This is a genomic window from Streptomyces sp. SudanB182_2057 (genome assembly GCF_964272715.1).
In the GTDB taxonomy this organism is placed as follows: Bacteria; Actinomycetota; Actinomycetes; order Streptomycetales; family Streptomycetaceae; genus Streptomyces; species Streptomyces rubradiris.
In genome coordinates this window covers 7,872,412-7,891,828 of the sequence record NZ_OZ186798.1, presented here as the reverse complement: position 1 = coordinate 7,891,828, position 19,417 = coordinate 7,872,412, and the positions used below count along the sequence as shown (strand labels likewise).

Below are 19,417 nucleotides of genomic sequence, written 5' to 3'. Positions count from 1 at the left end.
CCGGTCCGGTGCGGGTCCCACACCCACTGTTACGGTACCAGTCCGTTCCATGCGATACCGTTCGGTCTCATCCGAGACCCATCGGTATCGTCCTGTCTGCTGGGAGTGACAGTGAAAGTTTCCGAGTACGTGAGCTTCGACGCGGTCGGGCTCGCGGAGCTGGTGGCCGACGGCGAGGTGACCCCCGCCGAAGTGGAAGCAGCCGCGCGGGAGGCCGCGCAGGCGGTCAATCCGCGGATCAACGCCATCGTGGAGACGTGGTCCGCCGACGACGCGCCCGTCCCCGACGGCGCGCCGTTGGCCGGGGTGCCTTTCCTGATCAAGGACATCGCGGTCTCCATGGCCGGGAGGCGGATGGAGCTGGGCAGCCGCCTCGCGCTCGGCAACGTCGCGCGCGCCGACTCCTCCCTGATGGCACGCTTCCGCCGCGCCGGCCTCGTGACGTTCGGGCGTACCGCGACACCGGAGATGGCCTACAGCATCACGACGGAACCACTGCTGTACGGCGCGACCCGCAACCCGTGGGACCCGGAGCGGAGCGCGGGCGGTTCCAGCGGGGGCGCGGGCGCGGCCGTCGCCGCCGGAGTGGTCCCGGTCGCACACGCCACCGACGCCGCCGGCTCGCTGCGCATCCCGGCCGCCTGCAACGGCCTCTTCGGGCTGAAGCCCACCCGTGGCCGGGTGTCCATGGGCCCCGACTTCGACGAGGTCTTCAACGGCCTGGCGGTGCACGGCGGCCTCAGCCGCACCGTGCGCGACAGTGCGGCACTGCTCGACCAGATCCGCGGTCCGGAACCGGGTGACCCCTACTCCGCCCAGCCGCCGTCCCGGCCGTACACGGAGGAAGTCACCCGCCATCCGGGTTCGCTGCGGATCGGTGTGCTCGCCCAGGCGTGGGGCGGACGCCGCACCGCCCCCGCCGTGGCCGACGCCCTCTCTCGCACCGTGCGTCTGCTCGAATCCCTCGGCCACCGGGTGGAGGAGGCCGAGGTCGGCCTCGGAGCCGACTGGGAGGAGTTCGTCCTGGCCAACGCCCGCCTGATGACGGCGAATCTGACGGCACAGGTCGACGCACTGGCCTCCGCCTTCGGCCGGCCGGTCGACTCCTCCACCCTCGAACCGCCCACCCTCGCCGGCTACCACTACGGGCAGCGGGTCAGCGGCGCCCAGTTCGTCGCCGCTCTCACGATCCGGAACCGGGTCGCCCGAAGCCTGGCACGGCACTTCGGCACGTACGACGTACTGCTCACCCCCACCCTGCCGGAGCCGCCCGTACCCCTGGGCACCTACGCCGAGGGCGCGGAGGCGCTGGACGGCCTCGGCTGGATCGACCGCCTCAACGACCGCTCACCGTTCACCCTGGTGTTCAACGTGGCGGGCACGCCGGCCATGTCCGTGCCCGTGACGGCCCACTCCGAGACGGGGCTCCCGATCGGCATGCAGTTCGCCGCGGGGCATGGACTCGAAGGCCGACTGTTCCGCCTCGCGGGCCAACTGGAACAGGCGAGCCCGTGGTCGGGCCGGATTCCCACGGTGTGGGCGGCGAGTGCCACCCGGCCCTGAGGAACGCTCCTGAAGAGCCGGGAGCCCACGGGCGAGGACCATGGCATCGCGCGACCGGGAGCAGCACGTCGCGCGATGCCGTCCCGGGCTTCCGGCGCCCCGAGCGGCCGGCGGTTGACCATCGAATTAACTGCAACTACCTTAGTTGCAGTTAGTCATCGGCGGTGACAGGTGCTGGAGTTGGCGGGGCTCGGCAGTCGGAGCGCGGTCGCGATGCCGGCACACCGGCGGCCCCACCTACGCTCCAGGAGGAGAACGGTGCCTCAGGAATCCGAAGCGATCGCGAACGCCGAGACCCGCGACCCCGCCGCCCATGACCTCGTGATCAGGCGCGCCCATGTCTTCGACGGCCACCGGGCGCTCCCCGGTCTGTACGACGTCGCCGTCGACGGCGGGAAGATCGCGTCCGTCTCGGCCGGACCGCTCAGGGGCACACAAGAGGTGGACGCGGCCGGAGGATGGGTGCTGCCGGGCCTGATCGACACGCACATTCATCTCTACGACGTACACACGATCACCGGTCCCGACTCGATGCGGGCCTTCGAGGAGGATCAACTCCCGGGAAAGCTCGGGCTGTTCCTCGACCACGGGGTCACCACGATCAAGTCGGTGGGCGATCCGACGGACGGCATCCTGGACACACGATCCAAGATCGCCTCGGGCGCGCTGAAGGGCCCACGACTGCTGGCGACCGGCTGCGGCATCACCGGACGCGGCGGGCATCCCGCCGTCACGGTCTTCGGCGGCAACCCGTGGGCGCGCGAGCGCTTCACGGGAGAGGTCGACAGCGTGCGGCAGTTCCGCGACCTGGTGCACCACCTCGCCGACCGCGAGGTGGACGCGATCAAACTCCTGTCGGAAGGCGCGTGCGCACATGCCGGCGGGCCGGGGTACCTCTGGCGGAATCCGGTCTTCCCGGATGGTGTCGAGTTGGTGCGGCTCCCCCTCGATCTCCTTCGCGCGGGGATCGAGGCCGGTCACGAGCGGGGCCTCCGGGTCACCGTCCACACCACCCAGCAGGCCGCGGCACGCGAGGCGATCGAGGCCGGGGCGGACGGCCTGGAGCACGGTGTCACCATCGAGCCCCTCACCGACCACTCGCTCATCGACCTGATGCTCGAACACGGCATCACCTACACGCCCACGCTCTGGATCGACGACGCCCACCCGGACGCCCGCGGCAACATCGGGAAAGTCGCCGAGGCCGGCGTGCACATCGCGCTGGGCAGCGACTCCTTCAACGGCCGGGGCCTGTTCGGAGCCAACACCCTGGAAGAGGCCGCACTCATGGTCGCGGCGGGAATGACGCCCACGCAGGTGCTGGCCGCGGGCACCAGCGGCGCCTCACGGCAGTGCGCCCGCCCCGACCTCGGCACACTGGCCCCCGGCAAGCACGCCGACCTCCTCCTACTGAACGCCGACCCCACCGCGGACATCGGCAACCTCCGCGACCTCCGCATGGTGATCCTGAACGGCGAAGTCGCCGTCGACAAACGATCCTGACCGGCGTTGCCCTTCGGTGCGGTGTTCTCAGGCACCGTAGTTGTCACTCGTGCGGGTGATGTTCGGTCGGTGTGGGGCGTGTCTGGGGGGTGATGTACGGCGCACAGCGCTGTGTCCATTCCCGGCGGTGGGTCTGTTCGGCATTGCCTCGGCGACCTGTCGAAAGGAGGGGTGGCGAGATCGCTCGCGTCTCTCCATCAAGGCGGGGAATACCAGGTTTCAGAAGCACGATGTCCGCTTTGTGGAGTTCTGAAGATCCGCAGAGACAGCGCACACTGATGGACGTCGCGAAGTGGGCGCTGCTAGCATCCCACCGCACCGATGATTCAGCGTTCCACCGATGCCTCAGTTCCATCAAAGAACGTTCATCGATGATCGGCGAGGATTGACCACCCTCCCCCATGACTCCCTCATTCGATCCCTTTTTCTTCAGGGTTCAGTCAAGCGAAGTACGGGGGGCTCCGTTGGCTCATGTCTCTCTCGTGTCCTCTTTTCTCCGCAATGGATACGTCCGTGTGCGAAACGCGCTCGACCTCGGCCCCGGATCCCGGCTCCAGGTCTTTTTCGAGACCACGCTCCGCCGGGAGGGGCTCACCGTGGACGGGCGGCTCACGGTGCCCCCGGGCGTCACCTCGCTGCCTCCGACCCGCGTCGCCGACCTCGCCGACGTGGCGCCCGCACTCTGGGCGGCCGTGTGCGCCCTGCTCGGCGGAGCCGCCCGGATCAGGCGGCCGGCCCGGCTCGGCAACGCCCTGATCTGCAACTTCCGTACCACCGGGCTGGCCGACAGCTGGCACGTGGACGGTGACTTCTTCGTGCACCATCCGGACAGCCCGGAACAGGCGCTTCTGCTGTTCGTGCTGTGGACCGACGTGGAGGAGGGCGAGGGCGCCACCCTCGCGGCGCCCTCGGCCACCGCGGGCATTCTCCGGCACCTGGCCCGCCATCCGGCCGGACTGACCAGCGCTCACATTCCCGCCCGGGATTTCGTCGGGGATCCGGCGCGACACCTGGCCCTGACCGGAAAAGCGGGTGACGCCTGGATCCTGCACCCGCTGACCGCTCATCAATCGGCACCCAATCCCCGAGGGCGGCCCCGGTTCATCTCCAACCCGGTCGTGGCCCTCGAAACGCCGATGAATCTCGCCGACGGCCCGGAACCGAAAAGCCCTCTCGAAGAATTGACCCGCCGTCTCCTCGGACAGCCCTGGTCCCCGCACGCGAACGCGGTGCGGCGCACCTTCGTCCCCGGTCGCATCGGCCGCTGGGACGGCGAGGGAACCTACACCGACCGCTCCTCCGTGCCTTCACCGTGAAGTCAAAAAGTCATGAAGGCCGGACCATTTCCCGGCACGGGACGAGGTGAGCCCATGCATCCACGCAATCCCGCACCCCCACCCGGCATTCCCGGCACAGCCCAGGCTCTGGACACCGCCCACTCCTCACCCCGCGTCCTGCTGATCAACCCCCCGCTGTGGAACCCGTACGCCCCCCATCTCGCCGTCCCCCTCCTGCTGGCCGTGCTGCGCCGCCACGGCGTGGCCGCCCGCGCGCTCGACCTGTCCGCCGAGACGATGCGCCTCCTGCTCAGCCGGGACGGGGCCGGCGACTACGCGGCCCACCGGGCTCAGACGCTGACCGGCCGGGCCCGCGACCAGTTCGAGGCGGCACGGTCCGCGGTGGACCGCGCGGCGGCGTTCCTGCGCTCGCCCGCCTCCGTGGAGGACGTCGACGGCCACCGGGCCGCCACCGCCGTGTGCCATGCCGTCCTCGACGGCATGGCCGCCCTCACCCCGGGTGCCCGGCTGAGCTTCGACCGCTTCGACCTGCGCCACCGCCCCGTCTCCAGCGCGCAGGTGATGCGCGCGGTCACCGATCCCGTGCACAACCCGTACCCGCACGTCTTCGAACGCGTCCTGGTGCCCCGGCTGCGCGCGCTGCCGGACCTCGAAGTGGTCGGGCTGTCGGTGTCCGCCGACTCCCAGCTCATCGCCGCGCTGACGGCCGCACGGCTGATCCGGCGCGAGCGGCCCGCCGCGCACATCACCCTCGGCGGCAACTTCGTCACCCGGATCGCCGACCGGCTGCGCCCGGGGCACCCGTTCTTCACGCTGGTGGACTCCCTCGTGTGCTACGAGGGCGAGGAGTCCGTCGTCGCCCTCGTGGACCGGCTGCTGGCGGGCCGGACCCCGCACGACGTGCCCGGCATCGTCCTGCCCGACGGCGACGCCCTGCACCGCCGCCCGCCCGTGACCGCCTCGCTCGGCGAACTGCCCGTGCCCGACTTCACCGACCACCCCCTGACCGACGGCTACCTCGCGCCCGGACCCGTCCTGCCGGTCATCGCCTCCCGCAGCTGCGCCTGGAAGTGCGCGTTCTGCGCGATCCCCTTCGCCTCGGACGCGTTCCGGATGCGCGCCCCCGAGGCGGTCGTCGCCGAGCTGGACGAGCTGCACCGGCGCCACGGCATCCGGCACTTCCAGTTCGTGGACGAGATCCTGACCGTCCGCAGCATGCGCGGCCTGGCCCGCGGGCTGGCCGGCCGCGACCACCGCTGGTACGGCGAGACCCGCTTCTCCCCCACCATCGACCGCCGCCTGACCGACGCGCTGTACGCCGCCGGGTGCCGCCGGCTCGACCTCGGGCTCGAGTCGTACAACCAGGACGTCCTCGACCGCATGCGCAAGGACATCAAGGCGTCCTGGATCGCGCCCAATCTGGACGCGCTGCTCGCCTCCGGCATCAGCGTCCACCTGTTCGGGATCGCCGGGTTCCCCGGCGAGGCGCGCTGGCAGACGGCCCGCACCGTGGAGTTCGCGGCCGCGACCCTCGCCCGGTCGCGGGAGCGGTACGGCGTGCCGGACAGCACCTTCGGCATCGGCCCGTTCGTCCTGGACGCGCTGTCCCCGGTGGCCGCCGCCCCGGAGGAGTACCAGGTGCGCCTGGAGCCCCCGGAGGCGGGCGAGGACCTCCAGATGGCGTTGCGGTACGAGTACGTCGGCCCCATCCCGCAGCCGCGTGACGCGGAGGACCGGGACATCGCCGCCCGGGCGGACCGCATCCTCAGCGGCTCCCCCGACTCGGCGGACCGCCCCGCCGAGGAGGTCGTCTTCCTGCGGGCGGACTCCCGCCGGGGCCACCGGACCGCCCCGCCGCGGGTGCCCTGCCCGGGACCCCACTGGGACCGCATGGTGCTGCGCCCCGCCGACGGCTGGGTCGTCCGGCTGCACGACGGCGACCGGACCCTCCTCTACGAACCCCGGGAAGGAGCCCTCTTCGGCCTGCCGAGCAGACTGCTCGACGCGCTGCCCGGGCGCGCCGTGGACGTGTGCCGAGACCAGGCAGAACGCACGCTGCTGCGGGCAGCGCTGCACCACCGGTGCCTGGAACCCGTCGGCCCGGACGCCCGGACGCTGACCTCGGCCGCCCAGCTGACCGGCGACCTGCGCCTGCGCCTCGGGCCGGGCACGCGGCTCGTCCACGAGGGCACCGACACCTTCCTGACCTCCTGGATCACCGGGCAGCGCCTGCGCCTGTCCGCCTCCGGGGCCGCCGCCGCCCGTCTCGTCGCCGCCGCGGGCGAAGCCGCCCACCCGGCCGGAGCAGGCGGCACAGCCGTAGCCGCCGACCCGGCCGGAGCAGGCGGCACGGCCGAGGACGCCGACGGTGACCGACACGGCGACGGCGGCGGCCTGCGATGGGCCGAGCTGGCCGCGCGCTGCGCCCCAGGCTCCGTACCGCGGCTGCGCGCCTTCGTGTGGCGGCTGCTGATCGCCCGGTTCCTGTCCGTGGAGACCCCGGACAGGTCAGCGCACCGAGTCGCCGGAAGGAGGTGAACCCATGGCAGAGGAGCAGACGGACACCGCCGCGGCGGAGGTCGAGTTCGAGGACGACGGTTTCTTCGAGCCCACGATCGAGGAGGCCATCATGGCCTCCGGCCTGCACAAGCAGTTCGTCGTGGACTGATCCGCCCGCACGGGACGGGTCCGGTGCACCGGGGCCAAGCCGGTGCACCGGACCCGCACCACCCCCTCATCATCGCGCCCCGCCCCCACGACGTCACCTCGCTCCGCCGGACGGCCCGGAGGGACCCTCCCCGATGACGCCAAGCCCCGCACCCCTGCCGCTGACGCCGGTCGCCCGGGCCGCGCCCGCGGCCACCGTCGCCGTGGTCTCGCTGCCCTTCTTCACGCCCTTCGCGACCTGCTACCCGGCCGTGCTCATCACCCGGCGGCTGCGGCAGCTCGGCTGCCGGGCCCGGTTCCTGCCGGCGCACATGGAGTTCTACGCCTTCGCGCGCGGCCGGGGCCTGCCGGAGAGCGCGTACAAGCTGTTCACCAACCGGCACTTCGCCTCCGACGTCGCCCTGCTGCCCCTGTGGTCGCCGCCCGCCCCCGCCCACCGAGCCGAACGCGCCGAACTGGCCCGGACCGAGATCCTCGCCGGCGCCGGGGACGAGGCGCGGCTGCGGGAGCTGTTCGACGCCTATCTGGACCGGCTGGCCGAACGCCTCGTGGGCACCGAGGTGCTGTGCCTGACCAGCACCCACTTCCAGTTGCTGCCCAGCCTGCTGCTGGCCCGCCGCGCGGCCCGCGCCGCCCGGGCCCGGGGTGTGCCCCGGCCGCGGGTGGTGCTCGGGGGCTACTTCGGCTCCTCGCAGGTCGCCCGGGACGTCCTCGCCCGGCACGAGGAGGTGGACGTGGTGGTGTACGGGGAGGCCGAGGACGTCCTCGGCGACGCCGTGCACCACGCCCTGGGCGGGCGGCGCCGGCTCGTGGCCGGCCGGGCGCACACCTTCAAGGAGGGGTACGCCGAGCAGTCCGCCCTCGTCGCGGCCGGAACGCGCCGGCCCTGGCTGCGCGACCGGCTGGTGGTGAGCCTGGAGCTGTCCCGCGGCTGCTACTGGGACCGGTGCGACTTCTGCAACTTCAACGACGCCTACGACGCCCGGTTCAAGATGCACGACCCGGCCCGGGTACTGGCCGAGATGGCCCACCTGGCCCGGACGTACGGGCAGCGCCGCTTCCAGTTCCTCGACACCGCGCTGCCCCCGCGCCTGACCCAGGCGCTGGACGCCTCCGGGGAGCGGCTCGACTACCGCGTCTTCTGCGAGATACGGCCCGACTTCGGCCGGGAACGGCTGCGGCAGCTGGCCCGGCTCGGCCGGGTGACCGTACAGCTCGGCATCGAGACCCTGCTGGAGGACCACCTGGCGCTGATGGACAAGCGGCAGAGCGTCGAGGAGGGCGTGCGGATGCTCCGCGCGGCCCGCTCGCTGGGCATGCGCAGCGTGTGGGGCGTGATGATCGGCCACCCCAAGGAGACACCGGACCACCGCCGGCGCCTGCTCGCGGAGATCCGCGCGCACCGCGGGGCGGGTCTCCCCGCGCCCAAGTACCTGACCGAGTGCGAGCTGCGGCCCGGCAGCGGGCTGTGGGACGAACGGGCCGCGCTCGGGCTGAGCGTGGAGTTTCCGTGGCGGATGTTCGACAGCCTGCTCAGCCCTCGGGAACACGCCTGCTCCCTGATCCCGAGCCGGGTGCGGGGCATGCCCTTCGAGGAGCCCGGTTACCGCGCCGACCGGCGGGCCATCAGCGAGGAACTCACCGCCTGGCAGCGGGAGCAGGGCATGGAGGGTGGTCTCGATGCCTGACCGCACGCCCCCGGCCGTTCGCGCCCGCTTCCTCGGCACGACCGTGGACTTCCACTGCGCGCACACCCGCGACGCCGACCACCTGCGCTACTACCTCGACGACCACCTCGTACGCCAACAGACTCACAGCGACGCGGAGTTGAGCGTACGGCTGGAGGCGGACGGGGACGGCTGCCTCACCGCCGCCCTCGGCACGGCGACACCCAAGCGCGTCTGGTGGCGCACGCCGGGCGGGCCCTGGCTGCTGTACGAGGAGTGGGGCGTCCGGGCCCGGTTGCCCTCGCCGGTGCCGCCCTTCGGACTGCCGCCGCTGCGCGACCGGGTGCGCCTGCGGCACGGTGCCGCCCTGGCCGCACCGGACGACGACGGCCGGGCGCTGGCGGTCACCGGGGCCAGCGGCACCGGGAAGTCGGTCGTCGTCGCCCATCTGCTGCGCCTGGGCTGGCGGTTCGTCTCCGACGACCTGCTGGTGCTGGACCGCCGTACCGGGGGACGGCTGTACTACTACGGCCGGCCCGTCGGTGTCCGCGCGCGCAGCCTGCCGCTGCTGCCCTGGCTCGACGCCTCGCTCCTGGCCGGCGCGCCGTGCGTGCCCACCCGTTGGGGCAGCACCTGGATGGTGCGCCCGCAGCGGCTCGGCCGCTGCGCCCCGTCCGACCGGGCGTACCGGCTGTCCTGGCGCCTCGACCTGGCCCGCGGCGACCGCTTCACCGCGCGCGCCGACGGGCCCGTCACACGCGTCGCTTGGGACCCGCACCGGCACCTGGCGCCCCTGCTGGAGACGTGCGAACAGCTGACCGGAAATGGGGGCGGCCATGCCGGGTGACCGGAACGCCGAGCGCTTCCTCGACTTCTTCGGCACCGTGGTCCGGGTGCGGTGCACGCCCGCGGACGCCGTGGACCTGGACTTCTTCTTCGGTCCGCACCGGGCCCGGGACGGGGCACGGCCCCGGTACCGGGTGGAACTGTCCGCCGGTGAGGGCGGGTTCCTGCGCTCGCTGCTGGCCAAGGACGACGTGCCGAAGTCCTTCCGGCTGTGCGCGGAGCCGGGCGGCGACCTCATCGAGGAGCGCCGCTTCACCCGCTGGTCCTCGGTGCCGTCGCCGCTGCCGCCGTTCCGGGCCCTGCGGGACACGGTCGCCGCGGCGCAGGCCACGGTGCTGGTGCGCGCGGGTCGCTGCGTGGCCTTCTTCGGCGCACCGCACAGCGGCAAGACCAGCCTCGGCCTGGTGCTCCTCGCGCGCGGCTGGGCCCTGGCCTCGGACCAGCTGCTGGTGGTCGAACGCGCCACCGGCGCGGCCCGGCCGTATCTCACGCCGACCGGGGTGCGCGGCCGTACGCTGGCCGCGATGCGCGAGGGCACCCTGTCCGGGCTGGAACAGCGCCGCTCCTTCTGCACGGTGAGCGGTGAGGTGGTGCTCGCCCGGCCGGAGGGCCTGGGCGCGGTCGTGCCCGTCGGGCGACGGCTGCGGCCGGTGCGCCTGGTCGCCGTACGGCGCGCCGCCGCGCCCGCCCCGCCGACGCTGGAGCCGGGCGGGCCGGTGCCGCGGGTGTGGCCGGCCGGGGCCTGGTCGTGGCTGGAGGGCACGCTCGCGACCGACCGAGCACGAAGCCTGCTGACGCTGCCCGCCGAGGGCGGCGAGGAGGCGGGCGCGGACCTTGTGGAGGAGTACTTCGGTGCCTAGCCTGACCGTCGATCACGTCACCAAGCGTTACCGCACGGGGACGGAGGCCCTCGTCGACGTCTCCTTCGCCGTGGAGCCCGGCACCCTGCTGGCCGTGGTGGGCCACAACGGCGCGGGGAAGTCGACGCTGCTGAACATCGTCTCGGGGCTGATCCGCCCCACCTCCGGCTCGGTCACGGCCGACATCGGGCGCGGCCGGGTCATGTGGGCGCCCCAGCGGACCATGGTCGACTGGTCGTTGACGGTACGTCAGAACATCGAGCTGGTGGCGCGGCTGACCGGCACACCGGTCGCCGCCGTGGACCGGGTGCTGGAGCTGCTGGACCTGGAGAAGGTGCGCTCCCGGCAGGCCGAGTACATCTCGGGCGGGCAGTTGCAGCGCGTACAGATCGGGCGGGCGCTGGTGGCCGACGCGGCCGTCTACGTACTGGACGAGCCGACGGCCGGGCTCGATCCGGCGGCCGGTGAGCTGGTGATGGAGCATCTGCGCGGCCGCGCCGCCGCGGGCAGCACGGTGCTGGTCTCCTCGCACGACCTGGACGCCGTCGAGCGGACCGCCTCCGACCTGGTCCTGCTGGACGAGGGCAGGCTGCGCGCCCACCTGCCCGTCGCGGAGTTCGTCCGCCGGGCCGGCGCCACCATGAAGGTGGACGTCGTGTTCGCCGAGCCGATGCCGGACACCATGCCGGAACGGCTCGCCCGCGCGCTGCCGGCGGAGTGGGAGCTGACGACGGCGGCGGACCGCGCGGGGCTGTCGGTACGGGTGCCGCTGGCCACGGGGCTGCGCCCGGTCCTCGCCTGGCTGCCGCCCGAGCCGCGGGTGCGGGACCTCAGCGCCGAGAAGCAGTCCCTGCGCGACGTGTACCTCGCCCGTTACGCCGACCGCACGCCCGCCCCCGAGAACGAGACTGTGACGGTGCAGCAGTGAAGACCTCCCTGACGCTGGCCCGCTTCCACCTGCTCAGCGTGTGGAACTGGCGGACCAGCCACCTCAGCCGGGTCGTCGAGGCCCCCGCCTACTTCCTCTTCATGGTGACCGGACTGGACACCCTGGTCGCCGGTACCCGGGTCGACGGCATGGCCTACGACGACTTCGCCTACGCGGGCGTCCTCGTGGTGATCGCCGTACGCGCCCTGTTCTGGTGCATGGGCGATGTCGCCAACGACCGCAAGTGGGGCGTGTACGCGGTCGCCCGGACCACGGACGTGTCCTTCCCGCAGTACGTCGGCTCGATCCTCGCGGCGAACACCGTGGTCGCGACCGTGCAGATCGCGGCCATCTGCGTCCTCAAGCAGCTGCTGGGGCGCGGCAGCCCGGTCCAGGACCTGAGGATGGCGGGGCTGGCGGTGCTGGTGTGTCTGCTGACCGTGCTGACCGGGTGCGCGCTGGGGTTCGGGATCAACAGCTACAGCAAGCGCGACCTGATGACGTCCCTGTTCAGCCTGCCGCTGGTCATGACGGCCCCGCTGTTCTACTCCCTGGACGGGCTGCCGCTGTTCATGCGGGCGCTGGCCGCGGTGAACCCGTTCACGTACTGCGTGCTGCTGGTCCGCTCCCCCGCCGCGGACAGCTTCCCCACCCAGGCGGTCACGGGCTGCCTCGCCGCCGCGCTGCTGGTCCTGGGCGGGCTGTACCTGGCCGCCGGGCGGCACGAACTCGCCTCCAACGAGCAGGGCTGACGCGGCATGTACGCGCATGGGGAGCGTGGTGCTTCCGGCGTGCCGGAGCCGGTGGCGGTGCACGGACTGCTGGTCGTCGGCGCGGCCGGCTACTGGTGGCAGGACGCGGAGAGCGGGGCACGGCTGCTGCGCGGGGACGCTTCCGGGGTGCGCGAGGTCGCCCTGCCCGAGGCACCCGACGGCCTCACGGTCCTCGCCGTCCACCCGGCGGACACCGAGCCCGGCACCGGGGCCGGCACCGGGGCCGCCGCCGGCCCACACGGCCGTCCCGGAGCCGTTCCGCACGGTCACCCCGGTACCGTCCCGCTCGGCCGTCCCGCCGCCGTCCTGTACGGCCGTCCCGGCGGCGACTACGGCTACCTCACCGAGGCCGGCGCGCCGGACCGCGTGCTCGCCCGCCGCCCCGCCCTGGTCCGGCTGCCCCGTGTGCCGTCGGCGACCGGCGGGCCGGCCGGGTCGGGCTTCGTCTACACCGGCTTCCCGCCGGACGCCCGCCTGGAGGATCCCCCGGTGGACGGGATCAGGGTCTCGGTGCACCGCTGCGGTGAACCCTTCGCGCTCGACCGGCCGGTGCCGCTCGGCGACCCCCCGGACGCCCTGGTCACCCTGGAGCCGACGGCCGACCCGGACGCCGTACTCGTGAAGTCGACGGCGCGCGGTGTGACGGCCCACCGGCTGCTGCGCCTCGCCCCCGGGTCCGGCCGCCCCACCGTCACCGCGCTGCCGGCGGCGTCCTCCCCGCGCACTCGTCTCGTACTCGGCGCACACCGCTGGTGGCGCGGCGAGGCGCTGGGCACGCCCCGCGCCGTCCTGTACGCCCTTCCGCCCGGCGAGACGGACCCGTCCGCCGGGGAACCGGTCGCCTTCCCGGACGGGACGGCACCGGCCTGGTTCTGGGGCACCCGACAGGGGGTGGTCGTCCGCGCCGTGGTCGCGGGCGGGACCGAGGCCCTGTACCGCATCGACGGCACCGGCCCCGCGCCCCGCCTGGTCGCCGGGGGCGCGCCCGGGGACTCGTTCCCGGAGGTCACCGCCGCGCCCGACGCCGACTGCGCGCTGTGGCTGCGGGTCGGCCGCGGGTCCGACGGCGGCACCGCCGGCCACGTCGAACAGCTCCTGGACGGTGCGACGGCCCCGCGCACCCTCCGCGCGCTCCCCTGGCCCGCGTCCGCGCCCCGCACCACCCGGTTCTGCGCGGCGGGCGACGGCCACCGGCTCCCGGTGCGGCTGTCCGGCACCGCGGGCCCCGTGCTGCTGCTGGAGCACGGCGGGCTCACCGCCCTCGCCAACGCCCCGCTGGAACGCGCGCTGGAGGACCTCGCCCGCGCGGGACGGCTCACCCTGGCCCGGGCGGCGACCCGGTCGCTGGTCCCCGCCCATCGGGTGCCGTCCGGCGAGCGCGGGTACGATGACCTGCTGCACGCGGCCCGGCACCTGCGCGAGCACACCGGGCCCGACCGGCCCCTGTTCGTCCTCGGGCACAGCATGGGCGCGGTCGGCGCCGCACGCGCGGTGCTGCTGGAGCCCGGCCTGTTCGACGGCTGGGTCCTGCGCTTCCCCGTCACCGACCTGGTCGGCTTCCCCGCGCTCGGCATCGGCCGGTACTGGACGGCCCTGCTCGGCGACCCGTCCCGCCCCGAGCAGCGCGCCGCCCTCGCCGCGCTGTCGCCGCTCCACCTGCCGCTGCCCGCCGGTCCGCTGCCGCCGGTGCTGATCCAGACCGGCGCCCATGACACCCGGGCCGACGCCCGGCACGGCCGGCGCCTCGCCGAACGGTTGCGCGGCCGGGCGGCGGTGACCCTCAGCGGCTATCCGGTCGGCCATGTGGAGCGGTTCTGCCAGGCCGCCTCGCGCCGGGCCGTGGCCGAGGTGACGGCGTTCGTCCTGGACCACGCCGCGTCCGGTCGCGACCGCGCTCCCGTCCAGGAGGCCACCTCCGTGCGCGAGGGCACCTCCGTGCGCGAGGGCACCTCCGTGCGCGAAGGCACCTCAGGCGCCCATGGCCGCGCCGCCGTCGCCCGTGACCTCGAAGGAGCCCCGCCATGACCGTCACCGGCATCGACCACGCCTCCCTCATCGTCGTCGACGACGTCTACGCGGACTTCGAACGCGCCCGGGCCGCCGCGCTGTCCCGCCCATTCACCCCGCGCACGGACAGCGCTTTCGCCTACCGCACCGCCTCGGCGCCCCGCTGGATGGAGGAGGAGGCCATCGGCCGGATCTGCGAGGTGCTGGGCCCCGGCAGCCGGGCGGAACTGATCGCCAACCATCTGCACATGTCGACGGCGATGGACTGGAAGGTCAACCTGCACCGCGGCGCCCGCATCCACATCGACGAGGCCCGCTGGGCGGGCGTGCTGTACCTGAACACGGCGGAGCAGTGCCGCGGCGGCACCTCCCTCTACGCCCACCGCCGCACCGGAGTGCGTCACTTCTCCGAGCTGCGCGGCCGTCCGGACGCCCAGGAGATCCTCACCGACGGAGGGGACATCACCCGGTGGCGGGAACTGCTCTCCCTGGCGATGGTGCCGAACCGGCTGGTGCTCTTCGACCCCGGCCAGTTCCACCAGGCCCAGGAGTACTTCGGCGACAGCAAGGCCACCGCCCGGCTGATCCACAACTTCTTCTTCCGGCACATCCCGGCACACTTCGACCCCGGCCGGGGGGAAGACCGCGACGGACTGAGCCCGGGCAGGAGTCTCCCCCAGACCGCATCCTCCCTGTGAGTGACCGACGTACGTCAGGCCGGCGCCGTACCGCGCACTCGTCCGGATGAACGCGCGCACGGTCACACCCACTCTCCGTTCGCCCCTCCGGCGGGCGGGGGCCCGCTGCCGCGCCCGGCCGCGCGGTGCCCGTGGCCGCGAGGAGCCGCCGACGGCCGCGCGGCGGGCACGCCGGAATCCGGCTTCCGTATCGCTACGATCTGCGCCGCTGTACGCCGATGCGTCCATGCATGCCGAGGCATGCCCGGCCCGCCTGCCGTGATGCCGTCCATGCACCGGTACGGATGCCCGGCCGACCCACCCGACGACCACTGGGGGACACGGACATGCGTGACCAAGCGGACCCGGAACCGGACCGGGCGCCGGGAGCGCGGTTGGCGCTGTTGCTGCGCCGCTGGTGGGAGGAGGCCGGGAGCGCACCCGGCGGTGCCCGGCCGACTCAGCAGGCACTGGCGGCGAGACTGGGCATCGACCAGACCACGCTGTCGCGCTACCTCAACCCGAAGCACCCCTTGAACGCTCCCCCGCGGGTGGTGGAGGCCCTGCACGCCCGGTTGCGGGCCCCGGCAGCGGAACTGGAACGGGCCAGGGCGCTGTGCCGGGCCGCGCTGGAGGAGAGCGGCCGCCAACGGCCGGCCGGTGGCAGGACCGCGGCCGGCCTCGCGGAACAGCCTGGTGCCGTCCCGGGAACGCCGACGGCCGGAGCACCGGCCGCCCCTGAAGCCGGCACCTCCACCGGGACCGCCCCCGCGACCGCCGGTGCCCCGGCCGGTGCCGGTGACGCGGTACGGGCGGGCCGGTACGGCCGGCGGGTCCGGCCCCGCTCCCGCCGGCTCCTTCCGGTGCTGCTGGCGTCGGCCGTCGTGCTGTCCTTCGCCGCCGGTATCGCCGTACACGCACTGGTCGCCCCGGGCCGCGGCGTCCCGGCCGACGGCGTTCCCGGCGCCTTGCGCGTGAGCGAGTCGCCGTACGAGTGGCCGCTGCTGAGGATGAGGAAGGAGGACCAGTACACCCGTGCCCGCGCGTTGCAGCATCTGCTCAACGCGTACGGCTACAAGGTGAGGACGGACGGTTTCTTCGGTGCGGAGACACGGGACGCCGTCATGCGGTTCCAGAGGGAGCGCCATCTGGTGTCCGACGGCAAGGTGGGCCGGGACACCTGGCCGGAGCTGGTGCGGACGGTCGGGCCCGGTTCCTCCGGGCACACGGTCCTGGCCGTGCAGGAACTCCTCGACAACGTGGGCCAGGGCGGCACGGTGGTGTCGGGGCAGTACACCGCGGTGACCGCCGACGACCTGAGGTTCTTCCAGCGCACCCACCACCTGCCCGTGACCGGCAGGGCGGACCCGGACACCTGGCTGGCCCTGCTGGTGCGGCAGCGTCCTCCCGCCGGTGCCCCGGCGTATCAGCGGTCCACGGGCATGCCGCCGTCCGCGTCCGGCTGAGAGGCGACGGCGCGGGCCCGCCCGCATGGCGAGCCGGCCCGCGCTCCCGAAGGCATAACGACACGTCACAGGTGCTCCGTTCGCCGATGCCCGGACGCGGCATGGATGTGCCTGGACGAGCGGCCGGCATCGGCTTCCGCTGTCGGGCCGCTCCGGCCATGCTGCTGCCGCGACCGGCGCTCCGGCCGACCCGCCTCCGTCGGCGGCGACGTGCCCCGAGCCGCGTTCCGGTCCGGCTTCCGTGACTCTTTCTCCTGGAGGAGCAGCCATGTCCGCTGTCCGCAAGACCCTCACGTCCGCCCTGTCGGCCGCCGTTCTGGCCGGCGGCCTGGCCGTGGCCGCCGCCGGCCCGGCGAACGCGGCCACGTGCCCCTCGTCGTCCGCCCCGGTGATCGACGGGGCCAGGGCCGCCTGGTCCCTGCGCTGCTCGGGCGACAAGGTGACGGTGTCCGGCTGGGTGGAGGACACCCGGGCCGACGCCAAGTGTGCCGTCGTCCGCGTCAACGCCGGCAACGGCGACTACAGGACGAAGTCCGCCTGTGGCTCCGGGGTCCGGGAACAGTTCTCCTTCACCTTCGGCGGGACGAGGTCGGCGCAGGTCCGGCTGGCCATCGCCTGACCCGGCAGCCGAGGGGGCGGGCCGCGGCGCCCGCCCCCGCCACCACTCCCGCATGTGCGCGGCCCGAACAGACCGTGCGGAAAGAAAGCAGGTACACAGATGAGCAGCAACGGACCGCGCGTACGCGGTATCACGGCCGCCGTGGCGGTGGCGGCCGCCCTGACCGCGGTGCCGGCCCTCGCCCCGGCCGCCACCGCCCACGCGCCCGCGCGAACCGCGACCGGGGCGGCGGGACCGGCGACCACCCTGGTGTTCGACAAGAACCCGGCCTCCCCCACCCGCTCGAAGCTCTCCGTCTACGAGGGGGACGAGCTCCGCGCCACCTACCGCGCGGGCTCGGGCACCGGCGTCAAGGACGACTGCGTCCGCGCCAAAGGCTGGATGCCGAACGGGAACTGGAGGATCAAGCTCAAGGACCCCTTCTACGACGGCCGTCTTATCAAGGGGTACGCGATCCGTCTTCAGGACATGAAGTGCTCCCGGGGCACCCTGACGCGCACGGAGATGTTCATCCACTCCGAGATGAACCGTGACGGCGGCCAGGGAAGCACCGAGAACCGGCGCTGGGACGGCGACGGGGACTACAAGTCCAACGGCTGCGTGAAGCTGCGTCCGACGGACATCAAGAAGATGTTCCGCCTGCTGAACCGCATCGGCTGGCCGACCCACCTGCGCGTGGTCTCCTGACCCCGACTCGGCCCGCACGGCGCGGTGTTCCTTACCTCCCTGGTAATCGCGGCGCGATGAGGCTCGCGGTTACGTTTCGGGGCGTCGTCCCGCAGGGGGACGCGAACGACCCGGTGAAGGAACCCGTCATGCCCGCTTATGGCTTCGCGCATCTCCGCAGCCGTCGTCATCATCCCGACGTCCTGGAGTACTTGGAGCGCATCCAAGGCACCCTCGACCCCTTCCACGGGCGCTTCGTCATCCACGGTCCGCCGGCCGAGGTGGTGGAGGGTGCCTGGCCCGGCAGCATGGTGCTGATCGAGTTCCCGGACCTGGCCACGGCCCGTGCCTGGTACGTCTCCCCCGCGTACCAGGAGATCCTGAGGCTGCGGACCGACCACATCGAGGGGGATGTGCTGCTGATCGAGGGCGTGGGCGCCCGTTACGACCCGCGCGAGCGGTCAGCGAGGCTGCGGGCGGAGGCCGGGCGTCAAGGGGATGACAGCGTGGTCTGATCCGGCGGGGCGGCGGCAGCCGGGCGCGGTCAGTCGCCGCCGGCGGCCCGGGCCGCGCGCTCCAGTCGGTGGTAGTGGCTCTCCCGCCATGCCTGGTCCGCGGCCGGCAAGTTGTCGTTGTCCCGCGCGTACCCAGCAGCTCCGTCGATGAGTTCGCGCACGATGTCGGCATGGCCGGCATGGCGCTGGGTGTCGCAGATGACGCGCACCAGGACGTGGTGGAGGGTCACCTCCCGCCGCTCCTCGGGCCACCACGGGACGTGACCGGTCGCGTCGAGAGCCAGCGTCGCGATCGTGCCGTCCGCGTGTTCCCACGCCTGGCGGTACAGCCCCACGATCTCTTCCCGGGACTCCTCCGCGGTGGCCCACATGTCCGCGTTGGGTTCCGCCTCCCGCGTGTACCACCAGGGCGGGGGCTCGTTCTCGAAGAACGGGCGTCCGAAGGTGTCGCCGAAGTAGGCCAGTTCGACACCGGCGACGTGTTTGACCAGCCCCAGCAGGTTGGTTCCGGTGGGGGTCAGCGGACGGCGGACGTCGTACTCCGAGAGCCCGTCGAGCTTCCACAGCAGCGCGTCCCGCGCCTCCTGCAGATATCGGAGAAGGTCCGCTTTCGGATTCGGTTCGATCATGCCGGGCAGTCTTCCATCCGCCACTGACAATCGGACCTGCCACTGCCCACCGGACCTACGACACGGGCGGCGGCCCTTGGTCAGCGACGGTCAGGGGCGAGCACTCCTGCCACGAGCCGTCGGGCGTAGGAGGCGTCGAGTCCGTCCGGGCGGAACAGGATGCGGTACATCAGGGGGGCCACGACGTGGTCGACGACCGTCTCGGTCTCGGGGGTGTGCTCGCCACGTCCGGCGGCCCGGGCGAGGATGACGTCGATCTGCGCGGCGGCGTAGTCGGAGCACCGGCCGGCGTTGCCGCCGTCCGGGTCGCCGAGCAGCGCGTCACGGATGTAGGCGCGGCCACTGGGGGCGGCCATGTCGTCGAGGAACTGCTCGGCCCAGGCGGTCAGGTCGGACGCCAGGGTGCCGTGGTCCTCGGGCTCGGTGTCGGGCCGTAGCCGCTCCACCGCGACGTCCGACAGCAGTTCCTGCAGGTCTCCCCAGCGGCGGTAGATCGTCGAAGGCGTCACGCCCGCGCGCTGGGCGACCAGCGGAACCGTCAGGGCGTCCCGGCCCAGCTCCGACGCGAGTTCGCGTACGGCGGCGTGCACGGACGCCTGGATCCGGGCGCTGCGCCCGCCGGGGCGCACCATCTGCCTGCTCATGACATCCAGCTTAAAGCTCATTCATTGCGTCTGGCGCGGGCCGCCTGTCTCCCCTCGGCCACGGTCCTGAGCGCGCCCGGTCGCGCCTC

General features: G+C 73.2%; 18 protein-coding genes. 16 read left to right on the top strand and 2 right to left on the bottom strand.

Going from position 1 to position 19,417, the window contains the following annotated elements; genetic code table 11:
- Positions 1-111 precede the first annotated feature (111 nt).
- The 16 genes from ACSURM_RS35085 to ACSURM_RS35010 all read left to right on the top strand — a co-directional run bounded on the left by ACSURM_RS35085 (position 112) and on the right by ACSURM_RS35010 (position 18,055).
- Positions 112-1,563, top strand: a complete 1,452-nt coding sequence (locus ACSURM_RS35085) for an amidase (RefSeq protein WP_436959988.1) — start codon at positions 112-114, stop codon at positions 1,561-1,563.
- A gap of 258 nt (positions 1,564-1,821) precedes the next feature.
- Positions 1,822-3,066 carry an amidohydrolase family protein gene (locus ACSURM_RS35080; RefSeq protein ID WP_436959987.1) on the top strand — a complete coding sequence of 415 codons (1,245 nt, stop codon included), beginning with the start codon at positions 1,822-1,824 and terminating at the stop codon, positions 3,064-3,066.
- A 401-nt stretch (positions 3,067-3,467) separates the two neighbouring features.
- Entirely contained in the window at positions 3,468-4,382 is a 915-nt protein-coding gene (locus tag ACSURM_RS35075; protein WP_436959986.1) for a phytanoyl-CoA dioxygenase family protein, read from the top strand.
- 54 nt (positions 4,383-4,436) lie between these two features.
- On the top strand, positions 4,437-6,902 hold the full coding sequence (locus ACSURM_RS35070; RefSeq protein WP_436959985.1) for a B12-binding domain-containing radical SAM protein: 2,466 nt from the start codon (positions 4,437-4,439) through the stop codon (positions 6,900-6,902).
- A gap of 4 nt (positions 6,903-6,906) precedes the next feature.
- Entirely contained in the window at positions 6,907-7,032 is a 126-nt protein-coding gene (locus ACSURM_RS35065) for a hypothetical protein (RefSeq protein WP_267925859.1), read from the top strand.
- A gap of 133 nt (positions 7,033-7,165) precedes the next feature.
- Positions 7,166-8,719 (top strand): B12-binding domain-containing radical SAM protein, encoded by a 1,554-nt coding sequence (locus tag ACSURM_RS35060; protein ID WP_436959984.1) that lies wholly within the window; start codon positions 7,166-7,168, stop codon positions 8,717-8,719.
- Positions 8,712-9,545 carry a hypothetical protein gene (locus ACSURM_RS35055; protein WP_436959983.1) on the top strand — a complete coding sequence of 278 codons (834 nt, stop codon included), beginning with the start codon at positions 8,712-8,714 and terminating at the stop codon, positions 9,543-9,545. Before ACSURM_RS35060 ends, ACSURM_RS35055 begins: the two co-directional genes overlap by 8 nt.
- Positions 9,535-10,404 (top strand): hypothetical protein, encoded by an 870-nt coding sequence (locus ACSURM_RS35050; protein WP_436959982.1) that lies wholly within the window; start codon positions 9,535-9,537, stop codon positions 10,402-10,404. The genes ACSURM_RS35055 and ACSURM_RS35050 overlap by 11 nt, the downstream gene beginning before the upstream one ends.
- On the top strand, positions 10,397-11,332 hold the full coding sequence (locus ACSURM_RS35045; protein ID WP_436959981.1) for an ABC transporter ATP-binding protein: 936 nt from the start codon (positions 10,397-10,399) through the stop codon (positions 11,330-11,332). Before ACSURM_RS35050 ends, ACSURM_RS35045 begins: the two co-directional genes overlap by 8 nt.
- Entirely contained in the window at positions 11,329-12,084 is a 756-nt protein-coding gene (locus ACSURM_RS35040) for an ABC transporter permease (RefSeq protein ID WP_436959980.1), read from the top strand. The genes ACSURM_RS35045 and ACSURM_RS35040 overlap by 4 nt, the downstream gene beginning before the upstream one ends.
- Positions 12,085-12,123: 39 nt before the next feature.
- Positions 12,124-14,130 carry an alpha/beta hydrolase family protein gene (locus ACSURM_RS35035; RefSeq protein WP_436959979.1) on the top strand — a complete coding sequence of 669 codons (2,007 nt, stop codon included), beginning with the start codon at positions 12,124-12,126 and terminating at the stop codon, positions 14,128-14,130.
- Positions 14,127-14,810: a DUF6445 family protein gene (locus ACSURM_RS35030; RefSeq protein ID WP_436959978.1), complete on the top strand. Its 684-nt coding sequence runs from the start codon at positions 14,127-14,129 to the stop codon at positions 14,808-14,810. Before ACSURM_RS35035 ends, ACSURM_RS35030 begins: the two co-directional genes overlap by 4 nt.
- 326 nt (positions 14,811-15,136) lie before the next feature.
- The gene (locus ACSURM_RS35025; RefSeq protein ID WP_436959977.1) at positions 15,137-16,255 is read left to right on the top strand and encodes a peptidoglycan-binding protein; all 1,119 of its coding nucleotides are present in this window, start codon (positions 15,137-15,139) and stop codon (positions 16,253-16,255) included.
- A gap of 268 nt (positions 16,256-16,523) precedes the next feature.
- Positions 16,524-16,874 carry a hypothetical protein gene (locus tag ACSURM_RS35020; RefSeq protein ID WP_436959976.1) on the top strand — a complete coding sequence of 117 codons (351 nt, stop codon included), beginning with the start codon at positions 16,524-16,526 and terminating at the stop codon, positions 16,872-16,874.
- Between the two features lie 99 nt (positions 16,875-16,973).
- A complete protein-coding gene (locus tag ACSURM_RS35015) occupies positions 16,974-17,561 on the top strand; it encodes a L,D-transpeptidase family protein (protein WP_436959975.1) in 588 nt (195 codons plus the stop codon).
- Between the two features lie 128 nt (positions 17,562-17,689).
- Positions 17,690-18,055 (top strand): DUF1330 domain-containing protein, encoded by a 366-nt coding sequence (locus ACSURM_RS35010; protein ID WP_436959974.1) that lies wholly within the window; start codon positions 17,690-17,692, stop codon positions 18,053-18,055.
- A gap of 29 nt (positions 18,056-18,084) precedes the next feature.
- Here the strand turns inward: ACSURM_RS35010 and ACSURM_RS35005 are convergent, their stop codons facing one another.
- Together ACSURM_RS35005 and ACSURM_RS35000 are read right to left on the bottom strand one after the other, a co-directional pair.
- Positions 18,085-18,684, bottom strand: coding sequence for a DinB family protein (locus ACSURM_RS35005; RefSeq protein ID WP_436959973.1), 600 nt, complete (start codon positions 18,682-18,684; stop codon positions 18,085-18,087).
- Positions 18,685-18,764: 80 nt separating this feature from the next.
- A complete protein-coding gene (locus ACSURM_RS35000; RefSeq protein WP_436959972.1) occupies positions 18,765-19,328 on the bottom strand; it encodes a TetR/AcrR family transcriptional regulator in 564 nt (187 codons plus the stop codon).
- Positions 19,329-19,417 lie beyond the last annotated feature (89 nt).